The 22588-nt window shown below is 69.2% G+C and carries 20 protein-coding genes; 6 read left to right on the plus strand and 14 right to left on the minus strand.

The window, feature by feature from the left end; genetic code table 11:
• Positions 1–38: 38 nt before the first annotated feature.
• On the plus strand, positions 39–1448 hold the full coding sequence (locus VB080_RS11655; RefSeq protein WP_323418640.1) for a glycine hydroxymethyltransferase: 1410 nt from the start codon (positions 39–41) through the stop codon (positions 1446–1448).
• 110 nt (positions 1449–1558) lie between these two features.
• Here the strand turns inward: VB080_RS11655 and VB080_RS11660 are convergent, their stop codons facing one another.
• Positions 1559–3250 carry a DUF2207 domain-containing protein gene (locus tag VB080_RS11660; RefSeq protein WP_323418621.1) on the minus strand — a complete coding sequence of 564 codons (1692 nt, stop codon included), beginning with the start codon at positions 3248–3250 and terminating at the stop codon, positions 1559–1561.
• A gap of 378 nt (positions 3251–3628) precedes the next feature.
• Between VB080_RS11660 and VB080_RS11665 the strand changes: the two genes are divergently transcribed.
• Positions 3629–4822: a neutral zinc metallopeptidase gene (locus VB080_RS11665; protein WP_323418622.1), complete on the plus strand. Its 1194-nt coding sequence runs from the start codon at positions 3629–3631 to the stop codon at positions 4820–4822.
• Between the two features lie 216 nt (positions 4823–5038).
• On the opposite strand, the gene ispF is transcribed toward VB080_RS11665, so the two are convergent.
• The 6 genes from ispF to VB080_RS11695 all read right to left on the minus strand — a co-directional run bounded on the left by ispF (position 5039) and on the right by VB080_RS11695 (position 10191).
• The gene (gene ispF / locus VB080_RS11670) at positions 5039–5521 is read right to left on the minus strand and encodes a 2-C-methyl-D-erythritol 2,4-cyclodiphosphate synthase (RefSeq protein ID WP_323418623.1); all 483 of its coding nucleotides are present in this window, start codon (positions 5519–5521) and stop codon (positions 5039–5041) included.
• Entirely contained in the window at positions 5518–6213 is a 696-nt protein-coding gene (ispD, locus tag VB080_RS11675; RefSeq protein ID WP_323418624.1) for a 2-C-methyl-D-erythritol 4-phosphate cytidylyltransferase, read from the minus strand. The genes ispF and ispD overlap by 4 nt, the downstream gene beginning before the upstream one ends.
• Before the next feature lie 235 nt (positions 6214–6448).
• Positions 6449–6934, minus strand: a complete 486-nt coding sequence (locus VB080_RS11680) for a CarD family transcriptional regulator (RefSeq protein ID WP_323418625.1) — start codon at positions 6932–6934, stop codon at positions 6449–6451.
• Positions 6935–7160: 226 nt separating this feature from the next.
• Positions 7161–8111, minus strand: coding sequence for a ribose-phosphate diphosphokinase (locus VB080_RS11685; protein ID WP_323418626.1), 951 nt, complete (start codon positions 8109–8111; stop codon positions 7161–7163).
• Positions 8112–8329: 218 nt separating this feature from the next.
• Positions 8330–9007, minus strand: a complete 678-nt coding sequence (locus tag VB080_RS11690) for a response regulator transcription factor (protein ID WP_323418627.1) — start codon at positions 9005–9007, stop codon at positions 8330–8332.
• Positions 9004–10191: a sensor histidine kinase gene (locus VB080_RS11695; RefSeq protein WP_323418628.1), complete on the minus strand. Its 1188-nt coding sequence runs from the start codon at positions 10189–10191 to the stop codon at positions 9004–9006. Before VB080_RS11695 ends, VB080_RS11690 begins: the two co-directional genes overlap by 4 nt.
• Before the next feature lie 275 nt (positions 10192–10466).
• Here VB080_RS11695 and phoU point away from each other — a divergent pair, with 275 nt between their 5' ends.
• Positions 10467–11132, plus strand: coding sequence for a phosphate signaling complex protein PhoU (gene phoU / locus VB080_RS11700; protein ID WP_323418629.1), 666 nt, complete (start codon positions 10467–10469; stop codon positions 11130–11132).
• Between the two features lie 287 nt (positions 11133–11419).
• Here phoU and VB080_RS11705 read toward each other — a convergent pair whose 3' ends face one another.
• Positions 11420–12169, minus strand: a complete 750-nt coding sequence (locus tag VB080_RS11705; RefSeq protein WP_323418630.1) for a phosphoglyceromutase — start codon at positions 12167–12169, stop codon at positions 11420–11422.
• 108 nt (positions 12170–12277) lie between these two features.
• Between VB080_RS11705 and VB080_RS11710 the strand changes: the two genes are divergently transcribed.
• Complete coding sequence (locus tag VB080_RS11710; protein ID WP_323418631.1) at positions 12278–13024, plus strand: SDR family oxidoreductase; 747 nt, start codon at positions 12278–12280, stop codon at positions 13022–13024.
• A gap of 222 nt (positions 13025–13246) precedes the next feature.
• Here the strand turns inward: VB080_RS11710 and VB080_RS11715 are convergent, their stop codons facing one another.
• The 6 genes from VB080_RS11715 to VB080_RS11740 form a co-directional block, all read right to left on the minus strand.
• The gene (locus VB080_RS11715) at positions 13247–13615 is read right to left on the minus strand and encodes a biotin/lipoyl-containing protein (RefSeq protein ID WP_323418632.1); all 369 of its coding nucleotides are present in this window, start codon (positions 13613–13615) and stop codon (positions 13247–13249) included.
• Positions 13616–13635: 20 nt separating this feature from the next.
• Positions 13636–13893, minus strand: coding sequence for a hypothetical protein (locus VB080_RS11720; RefSeq protein ID WP_323418633.1), 258 nt, complete (start codon positions 13891–13893; stop codon positions 13636–13638).
• Between the two features lie 10 nt (positions 13894–13903).
• Positions 13904–15463 (minus strand): acyl-CoA carboxylase subunit beta, encoded by a 1560-nt coding sequence (locus VB080_RS11725; protein ID WP_323418634.1) that lies wholly within the window; start codon positions 15461–15463, stop codon positions 13904–13906.
• An 11-nt stretch (positions 15464–15474) separates the two neighbouring features.
• Positions 15475–16971 carry a methylmalonyl-CoA carboxytransferase subunit 5S gene (locus tag VB080_RS11730; RefSeq protein WP_323418635.1) on the minus strand — a complete coding sequence of 499 codons (1497 nt, stop codon included), beginning with the start codon at positions 16969–16971 and terminating at the stop codon, positions 15475–15477.
• A gap of 182 nt (positions 16972–17153) precedes the next feature.
• Entirely contained in the window at positions 17154–18533 is a 1380-nt protein-coding gene (locus tag VB080_RS11735) for a hypothetical protein (RefSeq protein WP_323418636.1), read from the minus strand.
• Between the two features lie 225 nt (positions 18534–18758).
• Positions 18759–20006: a GTPase family protein gene (locus tag VB080_RS11740; protein WP_323418637.1), complete on the minus strand. Its 1248-nt coding sequence runs from the start codon at positions 20004–20006 to the stop codon at positions 18759–18761.
• Between the two features lie 198 nt (positions 20007–20204).
• Here VB080_RS11740 and VB080_RS11745 point away from each other — a divergent pair, with 198 nt between their 5' ends.
• Positions 20205–20642, plus strand: a complete 438-nt coding sequence (locus tag VB080_RS11745; protein WP_323418638.1) for a hypothetical protein — start codon at positions 20205–20207, stop codon at positions 20640–20642.
• 87 nt (positions 20643–20729) lie between these two features.
• Positions 20730–22588: translational GTPase TypA (typA, locus tag VB080_RS11750; protein ID WP_323418639.1), on the plus strand; the 1859-nt coding region annotated here is incomplete at its 3' end.

A 22588-nucleotide genomic window follows, 5' to 3' on the forward strand; every position in this document is an offset into this window, starting at 1 on the left:
AGGCTGAGCAGGTTCAGTTCGCGGCGCAGGTTTCGTCGATCTACTCCCAGACCCTGAGCATCATCGAGTCCGTCGAGCCCCGGATCGCCGCGGCCACCCGCGCCGAGCTGCGCGACCAGCGCGGCTCGCTGAAGCTGATCGCCAGCGAGAACTACGCCTCGCTGCCGGTGCTGATGACGATGGGGACGTGGCTGTCCGACAAGTACGCCGAGGGCACCGTCGGTCACCGGTTCTACGCCGGCTGCCAGAACGTCGACACCGTCGAGTCAGTGGCCGCCGAGCACGCTCGCGCCCTGTTCGGCGCGGAGTACGCCTACGTCCAGCCGCACTCCGGGATCGACGCCAACCTGGTCGCCTACTGGGCGATCCTCTCCCACCGGGTGGAATCACCCACCCTGGAGCGGCTGGGCGCCAAGACCGTCAACGACCTGGCCGAGGACGACTGGGAGGAGCTGCGGGCCACCTTCAACGCCCAGCGGGTGATGGGCATGAGCCTGGACGCCGGCGGCCACCTCACCCACGGCTTCCGGCACAACATCTCCGGCAAGATGTTCCGCCAGCACGCCTACGGCACCAATCCCGAGACTGGCCTGATCGACTACGGCAAGCTGCTCGCCGACGCCCGTGAGTTCAAGCCGCTGATCATCGTGGCCGGCTACTCGGCCTACCCGCGCCGGGTGAACTTCGCCACCATGCGGGAGATCGCCGACGAGGTGGGCGCCACCCTGTTCGTCGACATGGCCCACTTCGCGGGCCTGGTCGCCGGCAAGGTATTCACCGGGGACGAGGATCCGATCCCGCACGCCCACATCGTCGCGTCCACCACGCACAAGTCGCTGCGCGGCCCGCGCGGTGGCTTCGTCCTGGCCACCGCCGAGTACGCCCCGGACGTCGACCGCGGCTGCCCGATGGTGCTCGGCGGCCCGCTCAGCCACGTCATGGCCGCCAAGGCGATCGCCTTCGCCGAGGCCCGCCAGCCGGCCTTCCAGGCCTACGCCCAGGCGGTCGCCGACAACGCCAAGACCCTCGCCGAGGGCCTGATGAAGCGGGGCGTGAAGTTGGTCACCGACGGCACCGACAACCACCTCGTCCTGTTGGACGTCAGCGGCTTCGGCCTCACCGGGCGGCAGGCCGAGTCGGCCCTGCTGGACTCCGGCATCGTCACCAACCGCAACTCGGTACCGCGCGATCCGAACGGCGCCTGGTACACCTCGGGGGTCCGGATCGGTACCCCCGCCCTCACCTCCCGCGGTTTCGGCCCGGCCGAGTTCGACCGGGTGGCCGAGCTGATCACCGACGTGCTGCGCGGCACCACCCCCGCTACCACCGCCGACGGCAGACCGGGCAAGGCGAAGTACACCCTCGCCGAGGGCCTGGCCGAGCGCACCCACGCCGCGGCCGCCGAACTGCTGGACGCCAACCCGCTCTACCCGGGCCTCGAGCTGTAGGACGTGATGCCCGGGCTACCGCCCGGTGGCTCCCGCGAGGGTGCCGATCCCGAAGCTGGGGGAACCATGGCTGCCCGAGCCACGGCCCGGGCACCCGTCGGCTGTTCCGCTCAGCGGCTGAACAGCGTGCCCTGCACCGTGGTCACGAAATTGCGGATCGAGTCCGGCAGGTAGGACAGGTGCCAGTCCGTCGGGGCGTGGTACCAGGTCAGGTCGGTGCTGTCGGCAGTGTCGTCCCGGTCCGCGTCCGCAATCGCCTGGAGCCACCGGTCAGTGCCGCCGAGCACCACGGCGTAGGGCAGGATCCGCGACAGCTGCTGATACTCCCGGCCATGCGGGAGCTGGTCTGTCGGCTGGGTGGCCAAGCTGCCGGCGAGGGCCCGCAGGCCGCCCAGGATGCCCATGCCAGACCGGGTGCGGGCCGGCATCTCCGCGGCCACGAACAACAGCCCGAGGGCGACGATCACCAGCGCCAACCCGACCAGGCCGAAGGAGGTGAACGCGGCCAGCAGGCCGGTGGCGATGACGGCCACCGCCAGCGCCAGCCAGCCGATCCGGGACCACAGGTTCCGGGTGGTGTCGGGACGGCGGGCGAACCAGCCGCGGGTCACCACGTCGTCATAGAGCTGCGCCTGCACGGTGCCCACCACCGGGGCGACCACGGCGCTGAGCTGCGACACCCGGACGGGGCTGCCGTCGGCGGGCGCGACGGCGTCCAGCAGGGTTTGTTCGTACGGCGCGAGCGAACCGGAGCCGGCCTGCCGGACGAAGGCCCAGTCGGTCGCGGCGTGCGCATGAGGACGTTCGAGTTCCTCGATCCGCAGCTGTCCGCGGACGGCGAGGTCGAGCAGGGTGGCGGTCACGTCCACCGGATCGACCCGCTCGTCGAGCACCGTCCCGACGTGGCCCGGACGGACGGCGTCCAGTACCCGGAACTCGCTCTGCCCCTCGCCGACCGGATGGAACTCCGCGATCGGGGTCGGGGCCACCACGCCGGCGTCGCTGCCGAACCGGCGGTGCGTCAGCCACAGCGCCAGGGCGCCGATCACGAGCAGGCCGAGTGCCGAGCCGAGTTGGACGGGGCCGGCAGCAAACGCCCGCTCCACGGTCCACAGGGTGTGCAGGTCCTCGTTCACCGTGACACTGCCGGCCGGGAACCGCAGGGTGGCCTGCACGAACTGGCCGGCGGCCAGCCCCTCATGGTGGAAGAAGGGTTCGGGATGGTCGTGGGTGCCGCCGCCGTAGAAGGTGCAGGCGGTCGGGGACGCCGGGTCGCCCGCCTCACAGTCGATCATGCTGAACTGCACCGGACCAGCGACGCTGACCGTGCCATCGAACTTGATCACCGGAACGCTCAACCCCTGCACTAGCGGCCAGGTGACCACCGTGCCGCCGTCCGCGCTGGCCATGGCCGCGCCGGTGACGACGTAGCTGAGTTCCACCGGGGCGGTGACCCCGGTGGTGGGCACCGTGATCGTCGTGCTGCCGCTGTGCTGTGTCAGCTGGGCGCCGAGGTCGCTGCCGCCGGCGGTGGCCGCAACCTCGCTGATCGTGAACCGGTACTCCTGGCCGTCTGGCGTGCGGGTGGCGGTGTCGATCACCTGGCTGAGCGAATCCGGCGCCTGGTCGAAGGTGATGGTTGCCGCAACGTGCAGCGTGCCGTCGAGCTCGACGGTGGCTTTCACGACGTAGCTGCTGGCAGCTTCAGCGGCCTGGGCCGGCGATCCGACTGTCAGCCAGGCGGCCAGTCCAGCCAGCAGGGTCAGCAGTATCCGCAGCGCGCGGGAGGAACCCTTCGTCACGACACCCTTCCTCACGACAGGCGATCTGGCCCCGGACGGGGCTGGCGCCAGCCTAGTGCCGAGGTGGTGGTTCGCGATATCTCCCACAGCACCAGGACCGGTGGCGCCCGGATGCTGAGTCCGGCATGCGTGGACGGGGCGATCGCAGGGGTGAGCCCGCAGTTCGGCGGCCGTCTGGAGCAAGGAACCCCGGTTGCCCAGAGCGTGTCTCCTCGTCCCTGGCCGTCGCGAGCGGGGTCCTGCGGAGTGGTTCGCCAGGCACAGGAAGGAGGCGATTGGCGCGTCGCCGACCGACAACAACGCCGCGAGACGCCCGTGGGGCACCACGCAGCAGGCCACTACTGGGATGGGGAGACACGCTCTAGCTAGGCTGGGGCCGTGACGCAACAACCGTGGGGACAGTCGGGCGCCCAGCGGCCCGGCAGCTATCAGGGCGGGCCTGGCTGGCCGCAGCAGCCTGGCCAGGCCCAGGGCTGGCAGCAGCCGTATGGTCAGCAGCCTGGCTGGGGGCACGGCCAGGCCCCCTGGCCAGCCCAGGCCCCCACCCAGTACCAGGGCCAGTGGCCCGGACAGTACCCCGGACGGGCTCCGGTGCAGCAGTACCCGGGGGCGCCCTCCCAGCCGCCCCGCAAGCAGGGCTCGCCGCTCAAGCTGCTCCTGCTCGGGCTGGTCGCGGTGGTGGCGCTGGGGTTCTTCTTCATCAGCCTGAAGCACTACCTCGACGGCGGTCAGGATGTGGTCACCCCGCAACCGGGCAGTACCCTGCCGCCAGCCGTTGCACCGGAGGACATCCCCGAGCCGGACTACAACCCGTCCGACCTGCCGATGCCGACCACCTACGCCGAGGCCGAGCAGTGGCTGACGGACAATCCGGTCTATGCCCAGTCAGTGGCCGTGCCAACCAACTGCGCGCTCACCCGGGTGGATGCGGTCAACGCCAGCGTCAGCGAGTTGGAGGATCATCTCAACAACCTCACCGGCTGCCTGTGGGTGGTCTGGAGCCCACCGCTGGAAGCGGCCGGTTTCGAGATGCCACGTCCGCCGGTGACGGTCTACAACCAGCCGATCACCACCGGTTGCGGGCAGTTGGAGGACGTCAACGCGGTCTACTGCGCCGGTGACCAGCGGGTGTACTACGCCAAGCCGCTGTACAAGATCTTCCCGGCCGACGTCGCCAGGCTTCCGTTCATGCCGGACATGGTGATCGGGCACGAGTTCGGCCACGCCATCCAGGCCCGCACCGGCATCCTGATCTCCGACCTCGCCCTGGAGCAGAAGATGGACGAAGATGAGGCCACCGTCATGTCACGCCGAGCCGAGCAACAAGCCGACTGCTTCGCCGGCCAGTTCCTGCAGGCCGTCTCTCAGGCCACCGGGATGAGCCAGGACAACCTGACCAATCTGAAGCTGATCGCCGCCAACCTGGGAGATGACGTACTCACCGGCCAGCCCGGCTACGTCGGCGACCACGGTTCGAGTGCGGCCCGGGAACGCTGGTTCACCAAGGGGCTGACCGAGACCAGCATGGGTCAGTGCAACACCTGGACAGTGCCGGCGGGCCAGGTTCGCTGATCCATCTCTGCCCCAGCCCCGGCCCGCGACCGGGGCTGGCCGTCGGCCGGACTCGGCGGCGACCTGGGCTGACTACTCGGCGGCGACCGGAGCTGATTGTCTGCCCGTCTCGGCGGCGACCGGAGCTGATTGTCTGCCCGTCTCGGCGGCGACCGGAGCTGATTGTCTGCCCGTCTCGGTGGCTGCCGGAGCTTGCTATCTGCCGACCCTGGCCGGCTACCGGGCCTGACCGTCCGAAGTCAGCAGCGCGGTGGCGAGCGCGGCAACGCCCTCACCGCGGCCGGTGAGGCCCAGCCCGTCGGTGGTAGTGGCCGAGACGCTGACCGGTGCTCCGACAGCAGTCGACAGCACCTGCTCGGCCTCACCCCGGCGTCCCGCCAGCCGGGGCCGGTTCCCGATCACCTGGACGGCGAGGTTCCCGATCTCGAAACCGGCAGCACGCACCAAGCGGGCGGCCTCGCTCAGGAAGGCCACCCCGCTCGCTCCGGCCCACTCCGGCCGGTCGGTGCCGAAGTTGCTGCCGATGTCCCCCAGCCCGGCGGCCGACAGCAGCGCGTCCACCGCCGCGTGACAGGCGACATCGCCGTCAGAATGCCCGACCAGCCCCTGGGGCTCGTCCGGGAAGAACAACCCGGCCAGCCACATCGGTACGCCGTCACCGAGGCGGTGCACGTCGCTGCCGATCCCCACCCGGATCATCGCCGGCCCGCCGCGATCGCCTCGGCGAACTGCAGATCCTGCGGTTCGGTGATCTTCAGCGCGTCGCGGTGCCCGGCGACCAGCACGATCTCGTGCCCGAGTGCCTCGACAGCGGCAGCGTCGTCGGTGACCACCGTCCCCGACCCGGCCAGCCGCCGGTGCGCCTCGACCAGCACTGCACGCTCGAAACCCTGCGGGGTCTGGACGGCGCGCAGGTCCGCCCGGTCGACGACCCGGGAACCATCCGGGGTGAGTTGACGAATGGTGTCGACCACCGGCACCACCGGAACGCACCCGACGGCTCCGGCCTGCAGTGCCGCGATCACGCCGGCGGTGACCTGCGGCGGTACCAGTGCCCGCGCCGCGTCGTGCACCAGAACGAACCGGCTGCCCGCCAACTCGGCGGCCGCGTCGATGGCCTCCAGGCCGTGGCGGACCGAGTCCTGCCGCTCGCGGCCGCCGGGCACCACCAACACCGGGATGATGGCATCGGCGAGTTCGAAGACGAACTCCTCCTGGAGCGCCGCGGGGGCGACCACCACCGCGTCCGTCACGCCGCCAGCGGCGAGCGCCTCGACGCTGCGCGACACCAGCGTGCGTCCACCCACGGTGCGCAGCGCCTTGGCCACCTCACCGCCCAGCCGGGAGCCTGCACCGGCGGCCACCACGATGGCAACGACGGGTTCGGACATGGACGAAGTATGGCACTGCCCCGCACCGGGCGCTTCCGGCTACGGGCCCGCCGCGATGCAGAAACCGGGCAATCCGGAACTGCCGCGTGCACTATCCACGCGAGTGGCCTCTACTGCCCGGTTTCTGCCGGGCAACAGGGCCTACTGATCGGCGGCGGTCCGGCTGGACGCCGAACGTGGCACCGGCCGCCACCCTCAGGTGACGGCCGGTGCCACGTGTTCAATGAGCTCAGGCTCAGGAGGCGAGTACCTCGTCGAGCAGGACCTCGGCACGGTCCTCCTCGACCTTCTCGGCCAGGGCCAGTTCGGAGACCAGGATCTGACGGGCCTTGGCCAGCATCCGCTTCTCACCGGCGGACAGCCCGCGCTCGCGTTCGCGACGCCACAGATCGCGAACGACCTCGGCGACCTTCATGACATTGCCGGAATGGAGCTTCTCAAGATTGGCCTTGTAGCGACGAGACCAGTTGGTGGGTTCTTCGGCGTGCGGGGCACGCAGAACGGAGAAAACGCGTTCCAGGCCGTCGGCGTCCACCACGTCGCGCACACCCACCAGGTCGAGGTTGCAAGCCGGCACACGCACGACGAGGTCATTCTGACCAACGATGCGCAGCACCAGATAGAGCTTGTCCTCGCCACGGATGGTGCGGGTCTCCATTGCCTCGATGACCGCTGCGCCGTGATTGGGGTAGACCACCGTTTCACCGATTGTGAACGTCATAGCTGAATTGACCCCTTTCGAAGGCCTCCATCATAGCATGCGAGGGCCACAATCCCAAGGTGTTTTGGCTAGCCAGGTGGCAAATGAGGGGTTGACAAGGGGATTGATGCTGTGCCTCCACAGGTTGCTCAAAGCCCGTCAGTCACACCACAAGAGCTGGTCAATTGCGGTACGGCTACGGCTTTCCTTGCACACATGGGTATAGGGTGTCGCCCCACGCCGCGGATCAGCCGTAGGTCTCCTCGCTGGAGAACAGGCTGCTGACCGACTCCCCCGAGCCGATCCGCCGGACGGCCTCGGCGAACAGCGGGGCGACCGAGACGACCGTCAGGTTGTTCAGCCCGTCCGGTGCCGGGACGGTATTGGTCGAGACGATCTCCTGGATGTCGGTCCGGGCGTTCAGCCGCTCCACGGCCGGGCCGGTGAACAGCCCGTGGGTGCACGCCACCGAGACCGACTTCACGTTGTACCGCCGGATCGCCCCGACCAACTCGATGATCGAGCCAGCGGTGGCGATCTCGTCGTCCAGCACGATCACGTCCTTGCCAGCGACGTCGCCCACGATCTCGTTGATGATCACCTTGTCATCGGAGATCCGCTGCTTGGAGCCGGCCGCCATGCCGACGCCCAGCAGCCGCGCGAAGTGCCCGGCGTCCTTGGCATTACCGAAGTCGGGCGAGACCACGATGGTGTTCGACAGGTCACGGTGGCGGAAGTGCTGGGCGATCGCCGGCAGTGCGGTCAGGTGGTCGACCGGCATTGAGAAGAAGCCGTGCACCTGCGACGCGTGCAGCGCCATGGTCAGCACCCGGGTGGCGCCGGCAGTGTGGATCAGGTCGGCCACCAACCGGCCACCGATCGAGATCCGCGGGGCGTCCTTCTTGTCCGAGCGGGCGTAGGCGTAGTGCGGCATCACGACGGTGACGCTGGCGGCCGAGGCGCCGCGGGCCGCGTCCACCATCATCAGCAGCTCCATCAGGTTCTCCTGCACCGGAGGCACCAGCGGCTGGACGATGAAGACGTGGCGCTGGCGGCAGTTGGCGCGCAGCTGCACCTGCAGGCAGTCGTTGGAGAACCGGGAGAGCCGCGACGGCGAGAGCGGCACGTCCAGCAGGCTGCACATCTCCTCCGCGAACTCGTTATGGGCATGTCCGGAGAACACGGTGAGGTCGGCCACGGGAACCAACAGTAACGCCGCCGGCAAAGCTCGCGCACCTCACCGGACGCCCGCGAGACGCCCTCCGGCTCGACTCCCGGCACCGGCGAAGCCCACTGGAACCAGCCGTTTCCCAGCGCCCCGACTCACGTCGGGGACGGCTCTTTCCTGGTCAGGGTGCGACTCGAATCGGAAGCAACCCGTCGAACCGGGACGGACGGCATGCCCCGGGGTGGGGCTCAGCCCTCGAAACGGTAGCCCAGGCCGCGGACGGTGAGCAGCAGCCGGGGGTTGGCCGGATCCTGCTCGATCTTGGCGCGCAGCCGCTTCACGTGGACGTCGAGGGTCTTGGTGTCGCCCACGTAGTCCGGCCCCCAGACCCGGTCGATCAGCTGGCCACGGGTGAGCACCCGGCCGCTGTTGCGCAGCAGCAGTTCGAGCAGCTCGAACTCCTTCAGTGCCAGCTTCACCGGCTCGCCGCGGACGGTCAGTTCGTGGCGCTCGACGTCCAGCCGGACCTCACCGGCCTCGATCACGTCCGGCACCAGGTCCACCTCCTGGCCCCGGCGCAGCACAGCGCGGATCCGGGCCACCAGTTCGCGGTGGCTGAACGGTTTGGTGACATAGTCGTCGGCACCCAGTTCGAGCCCCACCACGGTGTCGATCTCGGAGTCGCGGGCGGTGACCATGATGATCGGGACGTTGCTGACCGCACGCAGTTGGCGGCAGACCTCGGTACCCGGCATCCCGGGCAGCATCAGGTCGAGCAGCACGATGTCGGCCCCGGACCGGTTGAACAGCGCCAGCCCCTCCTTGCCGTCGGCGGCCAGCTGCACCTCGAAGCCCTCACGGCGCAGCATGAAGCCGACGGTCTCGCGGTAGGTCGCCTCGTCCTCGATCAGGAGAACCCTGGTCATGAGTCTTTCCTTTCGCCGGCAGTTGCGGTGCCGGTCCTGTCCTGGCCGGGGGCCGGCTCGGCCCGTCCCGGTTCGCTGGCGTACTGCGGAAGTCGCAGCGTGAAGGTGGAGCCCTGGCCCAGCCGGCTCCAGGCCGTGACCTCGCCACCGTGCGCCGCGGCAACGTGCTTGACGATCGAGAGCCCCAAGCCGGTGCCGCCGTGGTCACGGCTGCGTCCGGCGTCGACCCGGTAGAAGCGCTCGAAGACCCGGGCAAGGTCGGCCTGGCTGATCCCGATCCCGGTGTCGGACACCTTCACGTCCACCAGCTCGTCGGCCCGGGCCTGGGCCGAGACCACCACCCGGGCACCCGGCTCGGAGTAGGCGATCGCGTTCTGCACCAGGTTGGAGACCGCGATCTCCAGCTGCCCGGCGTCCCCCAGGACCCTCAGCCCGCGCTCGCCACCGACCGAGAGGGTGATGTCCCGGCGCTCGGCCTGGGCGCGGTTGCGGCGCAACGCGTCTTCGATCACCTCGTCCACCTCGACCCGCTCGGCCGCCAGCAGCGGATCCTCCGCCTGCAGCCGGGACAGCGCGATGATGTGCGAGACCAGTTCGTTCAGCCGTTGCGACTCCTCGTCCAGCCGGACGGTGAAGCTGCGCACCGCCTCCGGGTCGTCGGCGGCTGCGGCCAGCGCCTCCGAGAGCAGGATGATCGCCCCGATCGGCGTCTTCAGTTCATGGGTGACGTTGGCGACGAAGTCGCGACGAGTCTCGGTGAACCGCAGATCGGCCGACCGGTCCTCGCCGGTGATCAGCACGTGGCCGTCGGCCAGCGGGGTCAGCAGCAGTTCGAGTTCGATCGGCCGGGACGGGCGCCCACGGTCCAGCCGGACGTCCAGGGAGCCGGGCTGACCGGAACCGGACACCTCCGCAGCGGCCCGCTGCACGGAGCCGTCGGTGAGCTGGGTGCTCCGGACCAGCCCACTGGCTCGGGCGAAGCGGCTGCTGGCCGTCACGCTGCCCGCCGGACCGAGGATCACCACGACCGCGCGGAGGTTGTCGACCACCGCCTGCAGGTGGGCCTGCGCGGCGACCACATGCTCATGCTGGCCAGCCCGGGAGCGCAGGGTGGACCAGACCAGCAGGCCGCCGACGACCAGCCCGATGACAGCTCCCAGGAGCGCTGCGGCCAACGGCGTCATGGCCTGGAGTGTAGGCGGGAGGACGGACGGCGATCGAGTCTGCGCTGATCACCCGGGGAGGAACCGACAGGCTTCACGAGGTGAAGACTAGAGGCCGTCCGCAGCCCGCAGTGCCACCGAGCGCTGGTGAACCGCTGACGGCCGGCCCAAGATTCACCTCGTGTTCACCGGTTGTTCTCCTGAGCGGCGAAAGTTCGCCTCCGGCCGCTCCCTAGGGTGTTCACTAGAGCAACAAGGCCCTGACGACCCTGCCCAGCCAGAAGGAAGTTTCCCGCATGCGTGACAGTTACCACGAGGCACTCGACGGCGTGGTCGACGATCTCGTCAAGATGACCGGGATGGTCCAGGTCGCCCTCAGCGAGGCGACCAGTGCCCTGCTGGAGGCCGACCTCGGCAAGGCCGAGGACGTGATCTCGGCCGACTCCCGGCTCGATGATCTCCACGACGACCTGGAGAGCCGCTGCTTCTCCCTGCTCGCCCGGCAGGCCCCGGTCGCCGGCGAGTTGCGGACGGTGGTCGCCGCGATGCGCATGGTTGCCGACCTCGCCCGGATGGGCGACCTCTCGGCCCATGTCGCCAAGATCGCCCGGCTGCGCTACCCCGAGCACGCCGTCCCCGAGGGACTGGTGCCCAACTTCACCCTGATGGCGCGGGTGGCCCAGGAGATGGTCGCCACCGCTGCCCGGGCGCTGAACGAACGCAACGCCCATGATGCCGGCAAGCTCGCCGACTCCGACGAGGAGATGGACGAACTGCGCAAGAACCAGTTCCGGGTGCTGCTGAGCAAGGACTGGCCCTACAGCGTCGAGGCGGCCGTCGACGTCGCCCTGCTGGGCCGCTACTACGAGCGGATCGCCGACCATGCCGTCCTGATGGCCGGACGGGTGGTGTATGTGGTGACCGGGCTGCTGCCCGAGGGCGGCAACTGGCCGGTCGCCTGACGCCTGCCCGGCTCTCTGCAACCTCCTCCCGCCCACGGCGCATCCCCCCGCGTCCGTGGCAACCCGAGACCTCCGGGCGTCCGCTCGGATGCGACTCTCGGCAGCGAGCCGGGCCCGGGCTGACCGCCACCCTTCTGGAACTGACCGCCACTTCTGTCGCCGAGCGCCAGGCCCTAGGGACGAGCGCTCGGCGGTAAGGGTGGCGCTCGGCGACAGCGGACGGGCGGAACCGACGACAGCAAGCAGGGGCCGGGCTCGGGAGAGGCCGGCCCTGCTGCGTCGGGGAGCTACTTCTTGCCCTGGTTCTTGACGGCCTCGATCGCTGCTGCGGCGGCTTCCGCATCGAGGTAGCGGCCACCGGGGACGGTCGGCTTCAGGTCGTCGTCCAGCTCGTAGACCAGCGGGATGCCGGTCGGGATGTTCAGCCCGGCGATGTCGGCGTCACTGATGCCGTCGAGGTGCTTGACCAGCGCCCGCAGCGAGTTGCCGTGGGCGGTCACCAAGGTGACCTTCCCGTCCCGCAGGTCACCGACGATCGAGTCGTACCAGTAGGGCAGCATCCGGATCACGACATCCTTCAGGCACTCGGTCAGCGGCCGGGCCTCGCTGGGCAGGAAGGCGTAGCGCGGATCGTCCACCTGGGTGAAGGTGTTGTCCGGCGACAGTGGCGGCGGCGGAGTGTCGTAGGACCGGCGCCACAGCATGAACTGCTCCTCGCCGTACTGGGCGAGGGTCTGGGCCTTGTCCTTGCCCTGCAGGTCGCCGTAGTGGCGCTCGTTGAGCCGCCAGGAACGCCGCACCGGGATCCAGTGCCGGTCGCAGCCGTCGAGGGCGAGGTAGGCGGTGTGGATCGCCCGCCGCAGCACGGAGGTGTGGACGACGTCGGGCAGCAGCCCCTCGGTCCTGAGGAGGTCACCGCCGCGCTGGGCCTCGCCGACACCCTTCTCGTTGAGGTCGACGTCCACCCAGCCGGTGAACAGGTTCTTGGAGTTCCATTCGCTCTCACCATGGCGGAGCAGGATCAACGTGGAGGTCATGGTGTCAGCCTACCGGCGTCAGCGGGGTCCAGGTGAGCCGGGAGGCTGCCGTCCGGCAAATCCGGGATCCGGCCCGGCGCGCCGGAGAAGGTTGGCAGAATCGGGGTCATGAACAATCGTCGGATCGCCGTCGTCACCGGAGCCAGCAGCGGGATCGGAGCGGCCACCGCGCGCCGCCTGGCAGCCGAGGGGTTCGAGGTGATCTGCGCTGCCCGGCGACGCGACCGGATCGAGGCGCTGGCCGCGGAGATCGGCGGACGGGCGCTCGCCTGCGACGTCACTGTCGACGCCGATGTGGACCGCCTGGCACAGCAGGCCGGCCCGCAGTTGGCCGTCCTGGTGAACAACGCCGGTGGCGCCTTCCGGCAGGAGCCGGTCGCGGTGGCCGATCTCACGGCCTGGCAGGCGATGTTCGATGTCAACGTGCTGGGCGCCGCCCGGGTCACCCAAGCCCTGCTACCGGCACTGATCGCCGCCCAAGGGGTGATCGTGTTCGTCACGTCGACCGCCGCGGACGCACCGTACGAGGGCGGCGCCGGCTACAACGCCGCCAAGGCGGGCGAGCGGTCCCTGGTTGGCGCGCTCCGGCTGGAGTTGTTCGACCAGCCGGTCCGGATCACCGAGATCGCGCCGGGCATGGTTCGCACCGACGAGTTCGCCCTGGTGCGCTACGACGGCGACCAGGCGAAGGCGGACGCGGTCTACGCCGGGGTTCCAGAGCCGCTGGTGGCCGACGACATCGCCGACGCGATCGCCTGGATGGCCACTCGTCCGTCCCATGTCAACATCGACCGGCTGACCATCCGCCCCCGCGCCCAGGCTGCCCAGCACAAGGTCCACCGGATCGGCCAGTAACCGGGCCCAGGAACCGTCCCCTGTCCCACCAGCTCCAACGTCGTACCTGGTCGGTCTGGTCACATCGGAAGCCGAACAAGGACGAGGCCGGATGGTCACGGGACGGAGGGCGCCGGTGGACACGGCCTTCTGCCAGCTGGTGCGACTCCCGAGGACCAGCAGTCAGCTGTGCCAGGACGCGACGGTGGCCCGCCCCAAAGGGACGGGCCACCGCGCAATGAATCAGGCCTCTTCGAGCTCGATCAGCGCCTGACCGCCCTGGACGGCGGTGCCCTTGTCGACCAGGATCCGGGCCACCTTGCCGGCCTTCGGCGCGGTGATCTCGGTTTCCATCTTCATGGCCTCCAGGACCAGCAGCACCTCGCCGGCGTCGATCTCCTGCCCCTCCTCGACCAGTACCCGGGCCACCGAGCCGGCCAGCGGCGCGACCACGGCGTTGGCCGAGGCGCCCTGCACCGAGGCGGTGCTGGGCACGGTGATCGCACCGGCGCTGCCGCCGATCACGATCGCACCCAGGTTCTGGGGCTCCTCCTCCTCGACCTCCACATCGATCAGGTAGGGGACATCGTTCACTGTCACCTTGAGTTTCATCTGTCTTCCTTCCAGACCGTTCAGCGCGAGTACAGCGGGTGATGCAGGTGCTGGGAGCGCCGCGTGCTGGACGTCCAGTTCCTGCCGGAGGTGAAGTGCGGCTGGCGCCGCTTGGCCCGGTGGCCGAGGTAGGCGGCCACCGCTGCGGCGATCGCCACCAGGGTCTCCTCCGGCACATCCTTGTCGATCAGCTCGAGCCGCTTGATCCGCAGCTCCAGCCCGTCGATCCTGTCGTACAACCCCTTGACCAACTCAAGGAGTTCCGCATCCTGCGACATCCGAACCCTCCTAGACCGGCATGAGGCCGTGCTTCTTGGCAGGCCTGGTCTTGCGCTTGTTGGCCAGCAGTTCGAGCGCCTGCGCCACCTTCTGCCGGGTCTCGCCCGGATCGATGATGTCGTCCACCAGACCGCGGGAGGCGGCCATGAACGGCGTCGCGAAGGTGTTGCGGTACTCCTCGACGAGCTCCTCCTGCCGGGCGGCCGGGTCGTCGGCAGCGGCGATCTCCTTGCGGAAGACCACGGCCGCGGCGCCCTCGGCACCCATCACGGCGATCTCGGCGGTCGGCCAGGCGAACACCTTGTCGGCACCCAGATCGCGGCAGGCCATGGCCAGGTAGGAGCCGCCGTAGGCCTTGCGCAGCACCACGGTGACCAGCGGGACGGTGGCCGAGGAGTAGGCGTAGAGCATCTTCGCGCCGTGGCGGATGATGCCGCCGTGCTCCTGGGCGACACCGGGCAGGTAGCCGGGGACGTCGACCAGGGTGACGATCGGGATGTTGAAGGCGTTGCAGAACCGGACGAACTTGGCGCCCTTGTCGCTGGCGTTGATGTCGAGCACGCCGGCCAGCACGTTGGGCTGGTTGGCGACGATCCCGACGCTGCGGCCGTTGATCCGGCCGAAGCCCACCACGATGTTCTGGGCGTAGCCCGCCTGCACCTCGAGGAAGTCGGAGAAGTCGACCAGCCGCGCGATGATGTCCCGCACGTCGTAGCCCTGCTTGCCGTCCACCGGTACGATGGAGGAGAACTCCGGGTCGTACTCGACGTTCGGATCACCCTCCACCACCGGCGGTTCCTCGGCATTGTTCTGCGGCAGGAAGCTGAGTAGCTTCTTGGCGATCAGGATCGCCTGCTCGTCGTCGTCGGCCACGAAGTGGTTGACGCCGGAGACCGCCATGTGCGTGTCGGCACCACCCAGGGCGTCCTGGGAGACGTCCTCGCCGGTGACCTGCTTGATCACGTTCGGCCCGGTGATGAACATGTGGGCCTTGCGGGTCTGGATCACGAAGTCGGTCAGCGCCGGGGAGTAGACCGCGCCACCGGCGCAGGGGCCGGCGATGATCGAGATCTGCGGCACCACGCCGGACAGCTCGACGTTGGCGTAGAACACCTGGCCGTAACCGGACAGCGAGTCGATGCCCTCCTGGATCCGGGCGCCGCCGGAATCGTTGATGAAGACGAACGGGGTGCCGTTGGTCAGCGCCGCGTGCATCATCTCGACGACCTTCTTGTTGTGCGTCTCGCCGGCCGACCCACCCATCACGGTGAAATCCTGGCTGGCGACATGCACCGGACGACCGAGTACCGTGCCGGCGCCGGTCACGACGCCGTCGGCGGGCATGTCGGCGACGTCCATCCCGAAGGTGGTGGTCCGGTTCCGGCGGAACAGCCCGACCTCCTGGAAGGAGTCAGCGTCCAGGAAGGCGTCCAGCCGTTCGCGGGCGGTCAGCTTGCCGGACGAGCGCTGCTTCTCCAGCCGTGCCTCACCGCCGCCCTGCTGATCCTTGGCCCGGGCCTCGGCGAGTTCGGTGACCCGCTTCTTCATGGGGACTGGTTTGGTAGCCATTGTCTTCTTCCTCACGCCATCTCGACGGCGACGCTGTGCTCGCGTCCACCGAGGGAGACCTTGTACTTGATCGGGCCGCGGACGGCGTTGGCGGCACCGCTGGCCGCATCGGCCTCGGCCTTCAGCTCCTCCGGGGTCTTGCCGACGTTCTTCGGCCCCTCAGCGCGGTGCTCGAAGAAGCCCGGAGCGACCCCCGGGAACATCGCGTAGGTCAGGACGTCCTCGTCGGTGCCGTCGAAGCCCTCCAGCTTGGCGGCGTCGGTCACCAGGGTGTCCCATTCCGGCGGCAGCAGGTCGGCCGGGCGGACCGTGATCGGCTCCTTCTTGGCCTGCGCCTGGGCGATCGCGACCACCTCGGGGTTGCGCTCGCCGATGCACTCGCCGTAGTAGCCGAGCATCAGGTCGGCGAACTCGCCGGTGAGCACCTTGTAGCGACCCATCAGGACGTTGAACACCGCCTGGGTGCCCACGATCTGCGAGGACGGAGTGACCAGCGGCGGATGGCCGGCGTCCGCCTTGACCAGCGGCACCTCCTCCATCACTTCCTTGATCCGGTCGCCGGCGCCCTGGGCCTTCAACTGGCTCTCCATGTTGGAGAGCATGCCGCCGGGGATCTGGCTGGAGAAGATGTCGGTGTCCACCAGGGTGGCCGACTCGAAAGCCTTGTACTTCGGACGGATCTTGGCGAAGTGGTCGCGGATCCGGATTAGCCGCTCGTTGTCGAGGTTGGTGGTGTACTGCGTACCCTCCAGCATCGCCACCAGGGATTCGGTCGGGTTGTGGCCCGGGCCGAGCGACATCGAGCTGATCGCGGTGTCAACCACGTCCGCGCCGGCCTCGATCGCCTTCTGCAGGGTGACCAGGGTGACACCGGTGGTGGAGTGGCAGTGGACGTTGATCTGGACGTCCTCACCGTAGGTCTGTTTGATGCCCCGGATGATGTCGTAGGCCGGCTGCGGCTGCAGCAGGGCTGCCATGTCCTTCAGCGCCAGCGATTCGGCACCCATATCGAGCAACTGGCCGGCGAGGTGCACGTAGCCCTCGACGGTGTGCAGCGGGGAGATGGTGTAGCAGATGGTGCCCTGGGCGTGCTTGCCGGTCTTCTTCACCGCGGCCATGGCCTGGGCCATGTTGCGGGGATCGTTCAGCGCGTCGAAGACCCGGAAAACGTCCATCCCGTTCTCGGCGGACTTCTGGACGAAGCGGTCGACCACCTCGTCGTTGTAGTGGCGGTAGCCGAGCAGGTTCTGGCCGCGCAGCAGCATCTGCAGGCGGGAGTTCGGCATCAGTTCGCGGAAGGTCCGCAGTCGCACCCAGGGATCCTCGTTGAGGAAACGGATGCAGGAATCGTAGGTGGCACCGCCCCAGCACTCGACGCTCCAGTAACCAGCCTTGTCAATGTCCTCACAGGCCTCGACCATGTCTTCGAGGGCCATCCGGGTTGCGAGGAGGCTCTGGTGTGCGTCGCGCAGGACGAGCTCAGTTACGCCAATGGTTCGCTGACTCATGACCGAAAGTCTTGCAGGCCCACTACTACGCAACGTCGCGATCCGCGGATTCCCGAGTTCGCGTGAGACAGATGGTCTCACCAAGCGGGACGAAAACCACTCTCACGGCTGGTCTGGGAATTCGCCCCGTGCCCGCCCTGCCAGATGCACGAATGCCAGCCCGACTTCGGGATACCGCCAGGTCAGGCGTTCTCGCCCAGCCGGAGGTCGAGCAGTTCGCGGTAGCGCACGTCACACTGGTGGCTGCTGGTGCGCATCGCACCGCCGGCGAGCACGAAGGCGATGATCGCCGTGCAGATCAGCAACTCGGTCTCACCCGGCCAGGACTCCGGCCCCACCAGCGCGCGCCACAGCCCCAGGCCCACCAGCCCCGCCCCCAGGCAGGCCAGCAGGACCGAGGCAATGCCGAGCGTCCGGGACGGGTGGATGAAGGCGTCGAGATCCCGGCCGGACAGACCGCGGTAGCGACACTCCGGGCACTGCGCGGCCAGCCAGTCCCGTGCAGCCTGCCGGCTCCAGCTGTCGTGCCAGTCCGCCGAGACGCCCCAGATCACCAGCAGCACCAGCCAGACCACGACATTGGTCACCACCTGGCCGTCCCCGATCGGCGGCGGATCCGGGAACAGCGCCTGGGAGGTCAGCATCGTGGTCACCGCCGGGGCGACGAACCACCAGGCCAGCCAACACGACCAGACCACCACGGCGGCCAGCGCCCCGAGGTGAAGCCAGCCCACGATCGGGGGGACCCGTGCGGAGACCGGCTGCGGCCGGATCACGCCGGTGTGGACGCACCCCAGGCCGTCGGTCCTCGGCGACACCGTCCCCGTCCTGCCCTGGACCGGCGAGGCGGACGGACGAACCAGCGCCGGGGCGCCGGGTGCGAACAGGGCGGTCACCGGCACCGCAACCGGCGCCGGTGCGGACCGGAGCACGACACCGCCAGCACTGGCCGGAGCACCCACCGGGACGGCCGACCCGAGCGAGCCGGCGACCGGGACAGCCGGACCAGGGACCCCACCAGACGGGCGCGCACCGGACGGGAGCGCACCGGGTGCCGGCGCGGCAGGTCTGGGCGGGCGGGCTGCCCTGGCCGCCCGGGCGGCGGCGACCCGGGCAGCCAGTGCGTGGGACTGGTCAGCCAAGACGGACCGGGCCGAGCGGGCGAAGCTGCCCACCTTCTCCGGTATCTCTGCCTCCTGCACCTTGCCGGCCAGCGTCGACCAGGTCGCCCGGGCCAGGGCTCCCGCCTTCTCCAGAGCTTCGGCAGGCTGGAACAGCGGCCCCTGCACCAGGGGCGGCACCACCAGACTGCTCGACGTCCCCGACGCCGGCTGCGCACCCGGGCCGACGAGCCCGCGGCGGCGCCAGACTCGAGGCCGGCCGGGCTCGAAGAGCCGGTCCCGACCCGCCGGATGCGGCTGCACCCGGTTCAGCGACAGCGCCCGCCGGGCGTGTGAGGCAACGGCCCTGCGACGAACCACCACCTCGGGCTGGGCCTGCGCAGACCGTCCGCGCCGGACCACGGCACGATGCATGCGGACGGCAAGCCCGTGGTTCGGCAAGGCCACCTCCTCGGTGCGGGTGTCGGGCTGCGCTCGTCCTGCGCAGCCCGGGAGTACAGGGTGTCCGGCCACAGTAGCGCCGCCTCAAGCCTGCCTTCCCGTCGGTGCCCACACAACGAACGACAACTGGGAAGTCCCTGAGAAACCCCTGATCAGCACTCAGGACACGCCCAAAAAAGGCCATTCCAGGGCGCGATTTCCGGGCGGGTCCTCAGGTACCGCCGGTCAGCCTGCCCTGCCGTTCTCGGGGGACGCGGAGTCGACGGCCTGGTGCTTCTGGCGGATCCGCGGCAGCCTTTTGGCGAGTTCGGCCTCGAACACCTGCTTCACCGCCTCGGTGTCGAGTACCCCGCCGGCGGTCGGCAGCGACTTCGCCGCCGCGCGCTGGCAGACCACCAGCCAGGCCTGCCCCATCGCGAGGGTGAAGCCGGAGGCCACCGAGGCGTTGATCACGCCGCCTGCCACCGTCCCGGCACCCGGCAGGAATTTCAGCAACCCGGCCGCCGCCGCCCGCCCGGCGGAAGTGGCGACCGAGGTGGAGGCGATCGCCAGCATGGCCGCCCGGTCGAAGGGCAGCCCGTAGAGGTGGGCCAGCCGCGCCATCATGCCGAGCTGGATCGGCACCAGGATGGCTGCCGAGGAGAACGGGATCGGGACGGCTGCGGCCGCTGCCGCCCCCGCCGTCGCGCCGGCTATGGCTTTCTGGGACTGGGCCGCCTTGAGCGCCAGGTCGATGGTCTGGGCAGCCGCGAGCGCGGCCCGGACGGCTTCGGGCGCAACGTGAAAGGTGGCGGCCAGCACGTCCATCAAGCCGTGGGACGGCTGACCGGTGAACTGGTCCCTCATCGCGTAGGTCATGAACGGGCGGCCACCGACGATCGGCAACTGCCTGGCTTCGATCTGCCGGGCGAGTTCGACGGCGTCGGGGTGGTACACCAACCCAGGCCGAGCGGCGACCCGAGCTTGCGCGAGGCCTTCGGAGGCCACCGTAGGTGCTGACGAGCCAGCCGAGGAGGAACGGCCAGCCATCGTCGGCACCTGGGTGAGCACCACCAGCACAGGCACATCGAGCTCGGCCAGGGTGCGGATGAAGGTCTCCTCGACGTCCTCGAACCGGCGGTCCATGCCGCGGATGCAGTACCAGGCGACGTGGATCTGCTCGACGACCGGCTTCTTGCGCAACTCCTTCACTGCCTTGGTGACCTCTTTGATGATCTCGGTGTCGTCACGGCCGATCTCCAGGCCACGGGTGTCGATCACCCCGAGGGTGCCGCGTTTGTCGAGGTAGAGATGCGAGCCCTGGGTCACCGGTGCCCCAATGCCGGTGGCCGCGAGCGGCTCGCCGAAGATCGCGTTGACCAGCGTCGACTTGCCGACTCCGGTCTTGCCGAAGATGGCGAGGTTGATCCGTCCGAGTTCGGCGGCCTGCTTCTCGAACTCGGTGTGGAAGCTCTCGGTGAACCACTGCGTCACGCGGCAAGACTACGGGGCCAGGGTTCTGGCGACGAGCGAGGCTGGCCTGCCGGCTGTCCCCCCTAGGTGGGACCCAGCGGCGAAAAGCAGCTTCACCGCTTGTCAGAACGGGATCAATTCCTCGATTCGGACAGCGGCGCCTTGGCAGACTGCGTAGGCTGGATGGTCGGGTAGCTGACCATGGTGAAGGACGCGCGAATGACCACAATCCTGGGTGAGGAAACCTCCCTGTTGCTCGCGATCCAGGTGCCCGAGGACGACACCGCTCACCGTGAGGCCGCCCTGGAGAATCTCTCGGCGACCGTTGTCACCCGACTCGCGCTGAAGGCCAAGGCTGACTCCTACCGGGTGCGGATCGACCGCTGGCTGGCGATCGCAGCGAACCAGGGCGCCAGCCTTGATGAGCTCGCAGCAGCAGCCGGGATGAGCCGCGCCGAGGTGCAGGACAGGCTCGCGGCCACTCCGGACGGGCTGCTCACCGAGGGCGCCCGGCGCCGGCTCGCCGCGGATGCCCGGAGCTCTGGCGCACCGGCCGAGGTTCCCGCCACGGACGAGATCACCGTCGACACCAGAATCACCCCGCCGGCGGGCGCCCCGAACCGGCGTTTCGGCTGGCGTCCCCGCAGCCACGGCTGAGCACGCGCTGATCGTCGCCGGGCCGTGTGAGGAGTAGCCGCCGCGGCAGAGTAAAATCGGTCGGGTTGTCTACAGATCGGAACCCGCATGCCGGTGCGCGCAGACCTGCGCAATGTCGCCATCATCGCCCACGTCGACCACGGCAAGACCACCCTGGTGGACGCCATGCTGTGGCAGTCCGGGGCCTTCCGCGAGAACCAGGACGTCAACACCCGCGTCATGGACTCGATGGACCTGGAGCGTGAGAAGGGCATCACGATCCTCGCCAAGAACACAGCCGTCGACCACACCCTTGCCGACGGCTCGACGGTCACCATCAACATCATCGACACCCCCGGCCACGCCGACTTCGGCGGCGAGGTGGAGCGCGGCCTGGAGATGGTGGACGGGGTGCTGCTGCTGGTGGACGCTTCGGAGGGCCCGCTGCCGCAGACCCGGTTCGTGCTGCGCAAGGCGCTGGCCAAGAAGCTGCCGATCATCGTGGTGATCAACAAGGTCGACCGGCCGGACGCCCGGATCGCGGAGGTCACCGACGAGATCTACGCCCTCTTCCTGGATCTGCTGGAGGACGATGAGGCCGACGCCCTCGACTTCCCGATCATCTACTGCGCAGCCAAGGCCGGCCGGGCCTCGCTGACCCAGCCCGCTGACGGTTCGCTGCCCGACTCGCCTAACCTGGAGCCGCTGTTCCAGCTGATCATGGACACCATCCCGGCGCCGACCTACACCGCGGACCACCCGCTGCAGGCGCTGGTGACCAACCTGGACGCCTCCCCCTACCTGGGTCGGCTGGCGCTGTGCCGGGTGGTCGAGGGCACCCTGAAGCGCGGCCAGACGGTGGCCTGGTGCCGCCGGGACGGCTCGGTGGCCACGGTGAAGCTCTCCGAACTGCTGATCACCAAGGCCCTGGACCGGGTTCCGGCCGAGTCGGCCGGGCCGGGCGACATCGTCGCGATCGCCGGCATTCCCGAGATCACCATCGGGGAGACCCTCGCCGACCCGGCGGACCCCCGTCCACTGCCGCTGATCCACGTCGACGAGCCGTCGATCTCGATGACCATCGGCATCAACACCTCCCCGCTGGCCGGACGGGCCGGCAAGCTCCTGACCGCCCGCCTGGTGAAGAACCGGCTGGACACCGAACTGGTGGGCAATGTCTCGATCAGGGTGCTGCCGACCGACCGTCCGGACACCTGGGAGGTGCAGGGACGCGGCGAGCTGCAGTTGGCGGTGCTGGTGGAGATGATGCGCCGGGAGGGTTTCGAGCTCACCGTCGGCAAGCCCGAGGTACTGACCCGGACGATCGACGGCGCCCTGCACGAGCCGGTCGAGCGGCTGACTGTGGACGTCCCCGAGGAGCATGTCGGGACGATCAGCCAGCTGATGGGCACCCGGCGGGCGCGGATGGTCGACATGATCAACCACGGCACCGGCTGGGTGCGGATCGAGTACGTGATCCCCGCCCGCGGGCTGATCGGCTTCCGCACCGAGTTCCTCACCGAGACCCGCGGCACCGGAATCATGCACCACGTCTTCGACGGCTACGAGCCCTGGTCGGGTGAGATCAAGACCCGGCTGAGCGGTTCGCTGGTCGCCGACCGGCTGGGGACGGTGACCGGCTACGCCCTGTTCAACCTGCAGGAGCGCGGCACCCTGTTCGTGGCGCCGGGTGACGGGGTCTACGAGGGCATGATCGTCGGCGAGAACCCGCGTCCCGAGGACATGGACGTCAACCCGACCAAGGAGAAGAAGCTGACCAACGTCCGCTCCTCCACCGGGGACGAGCTGGAGCGGCTGATCCCGCCCCGGCTGATGAGTCTGGAGCAGTCCCTGGAGTTCTGCCGGGCCGACGAGTGCCTGGAGGTCACCCCGAAGGACGTCCGGATCCGCAAGACCATCCTGGACGCCAACGACCGCGCCAAGGTCCGCAGCCGCGCCAAGAACGC

The sequence above is a fragment of the Propionicimonas sp. genome (assembly GCF_034927565.1).
Lineage (GTDB): Bacteria > Actinomycetota > Actinomycetes > Propionibacteriales > Propionibacteriaceae > Propionicimonas.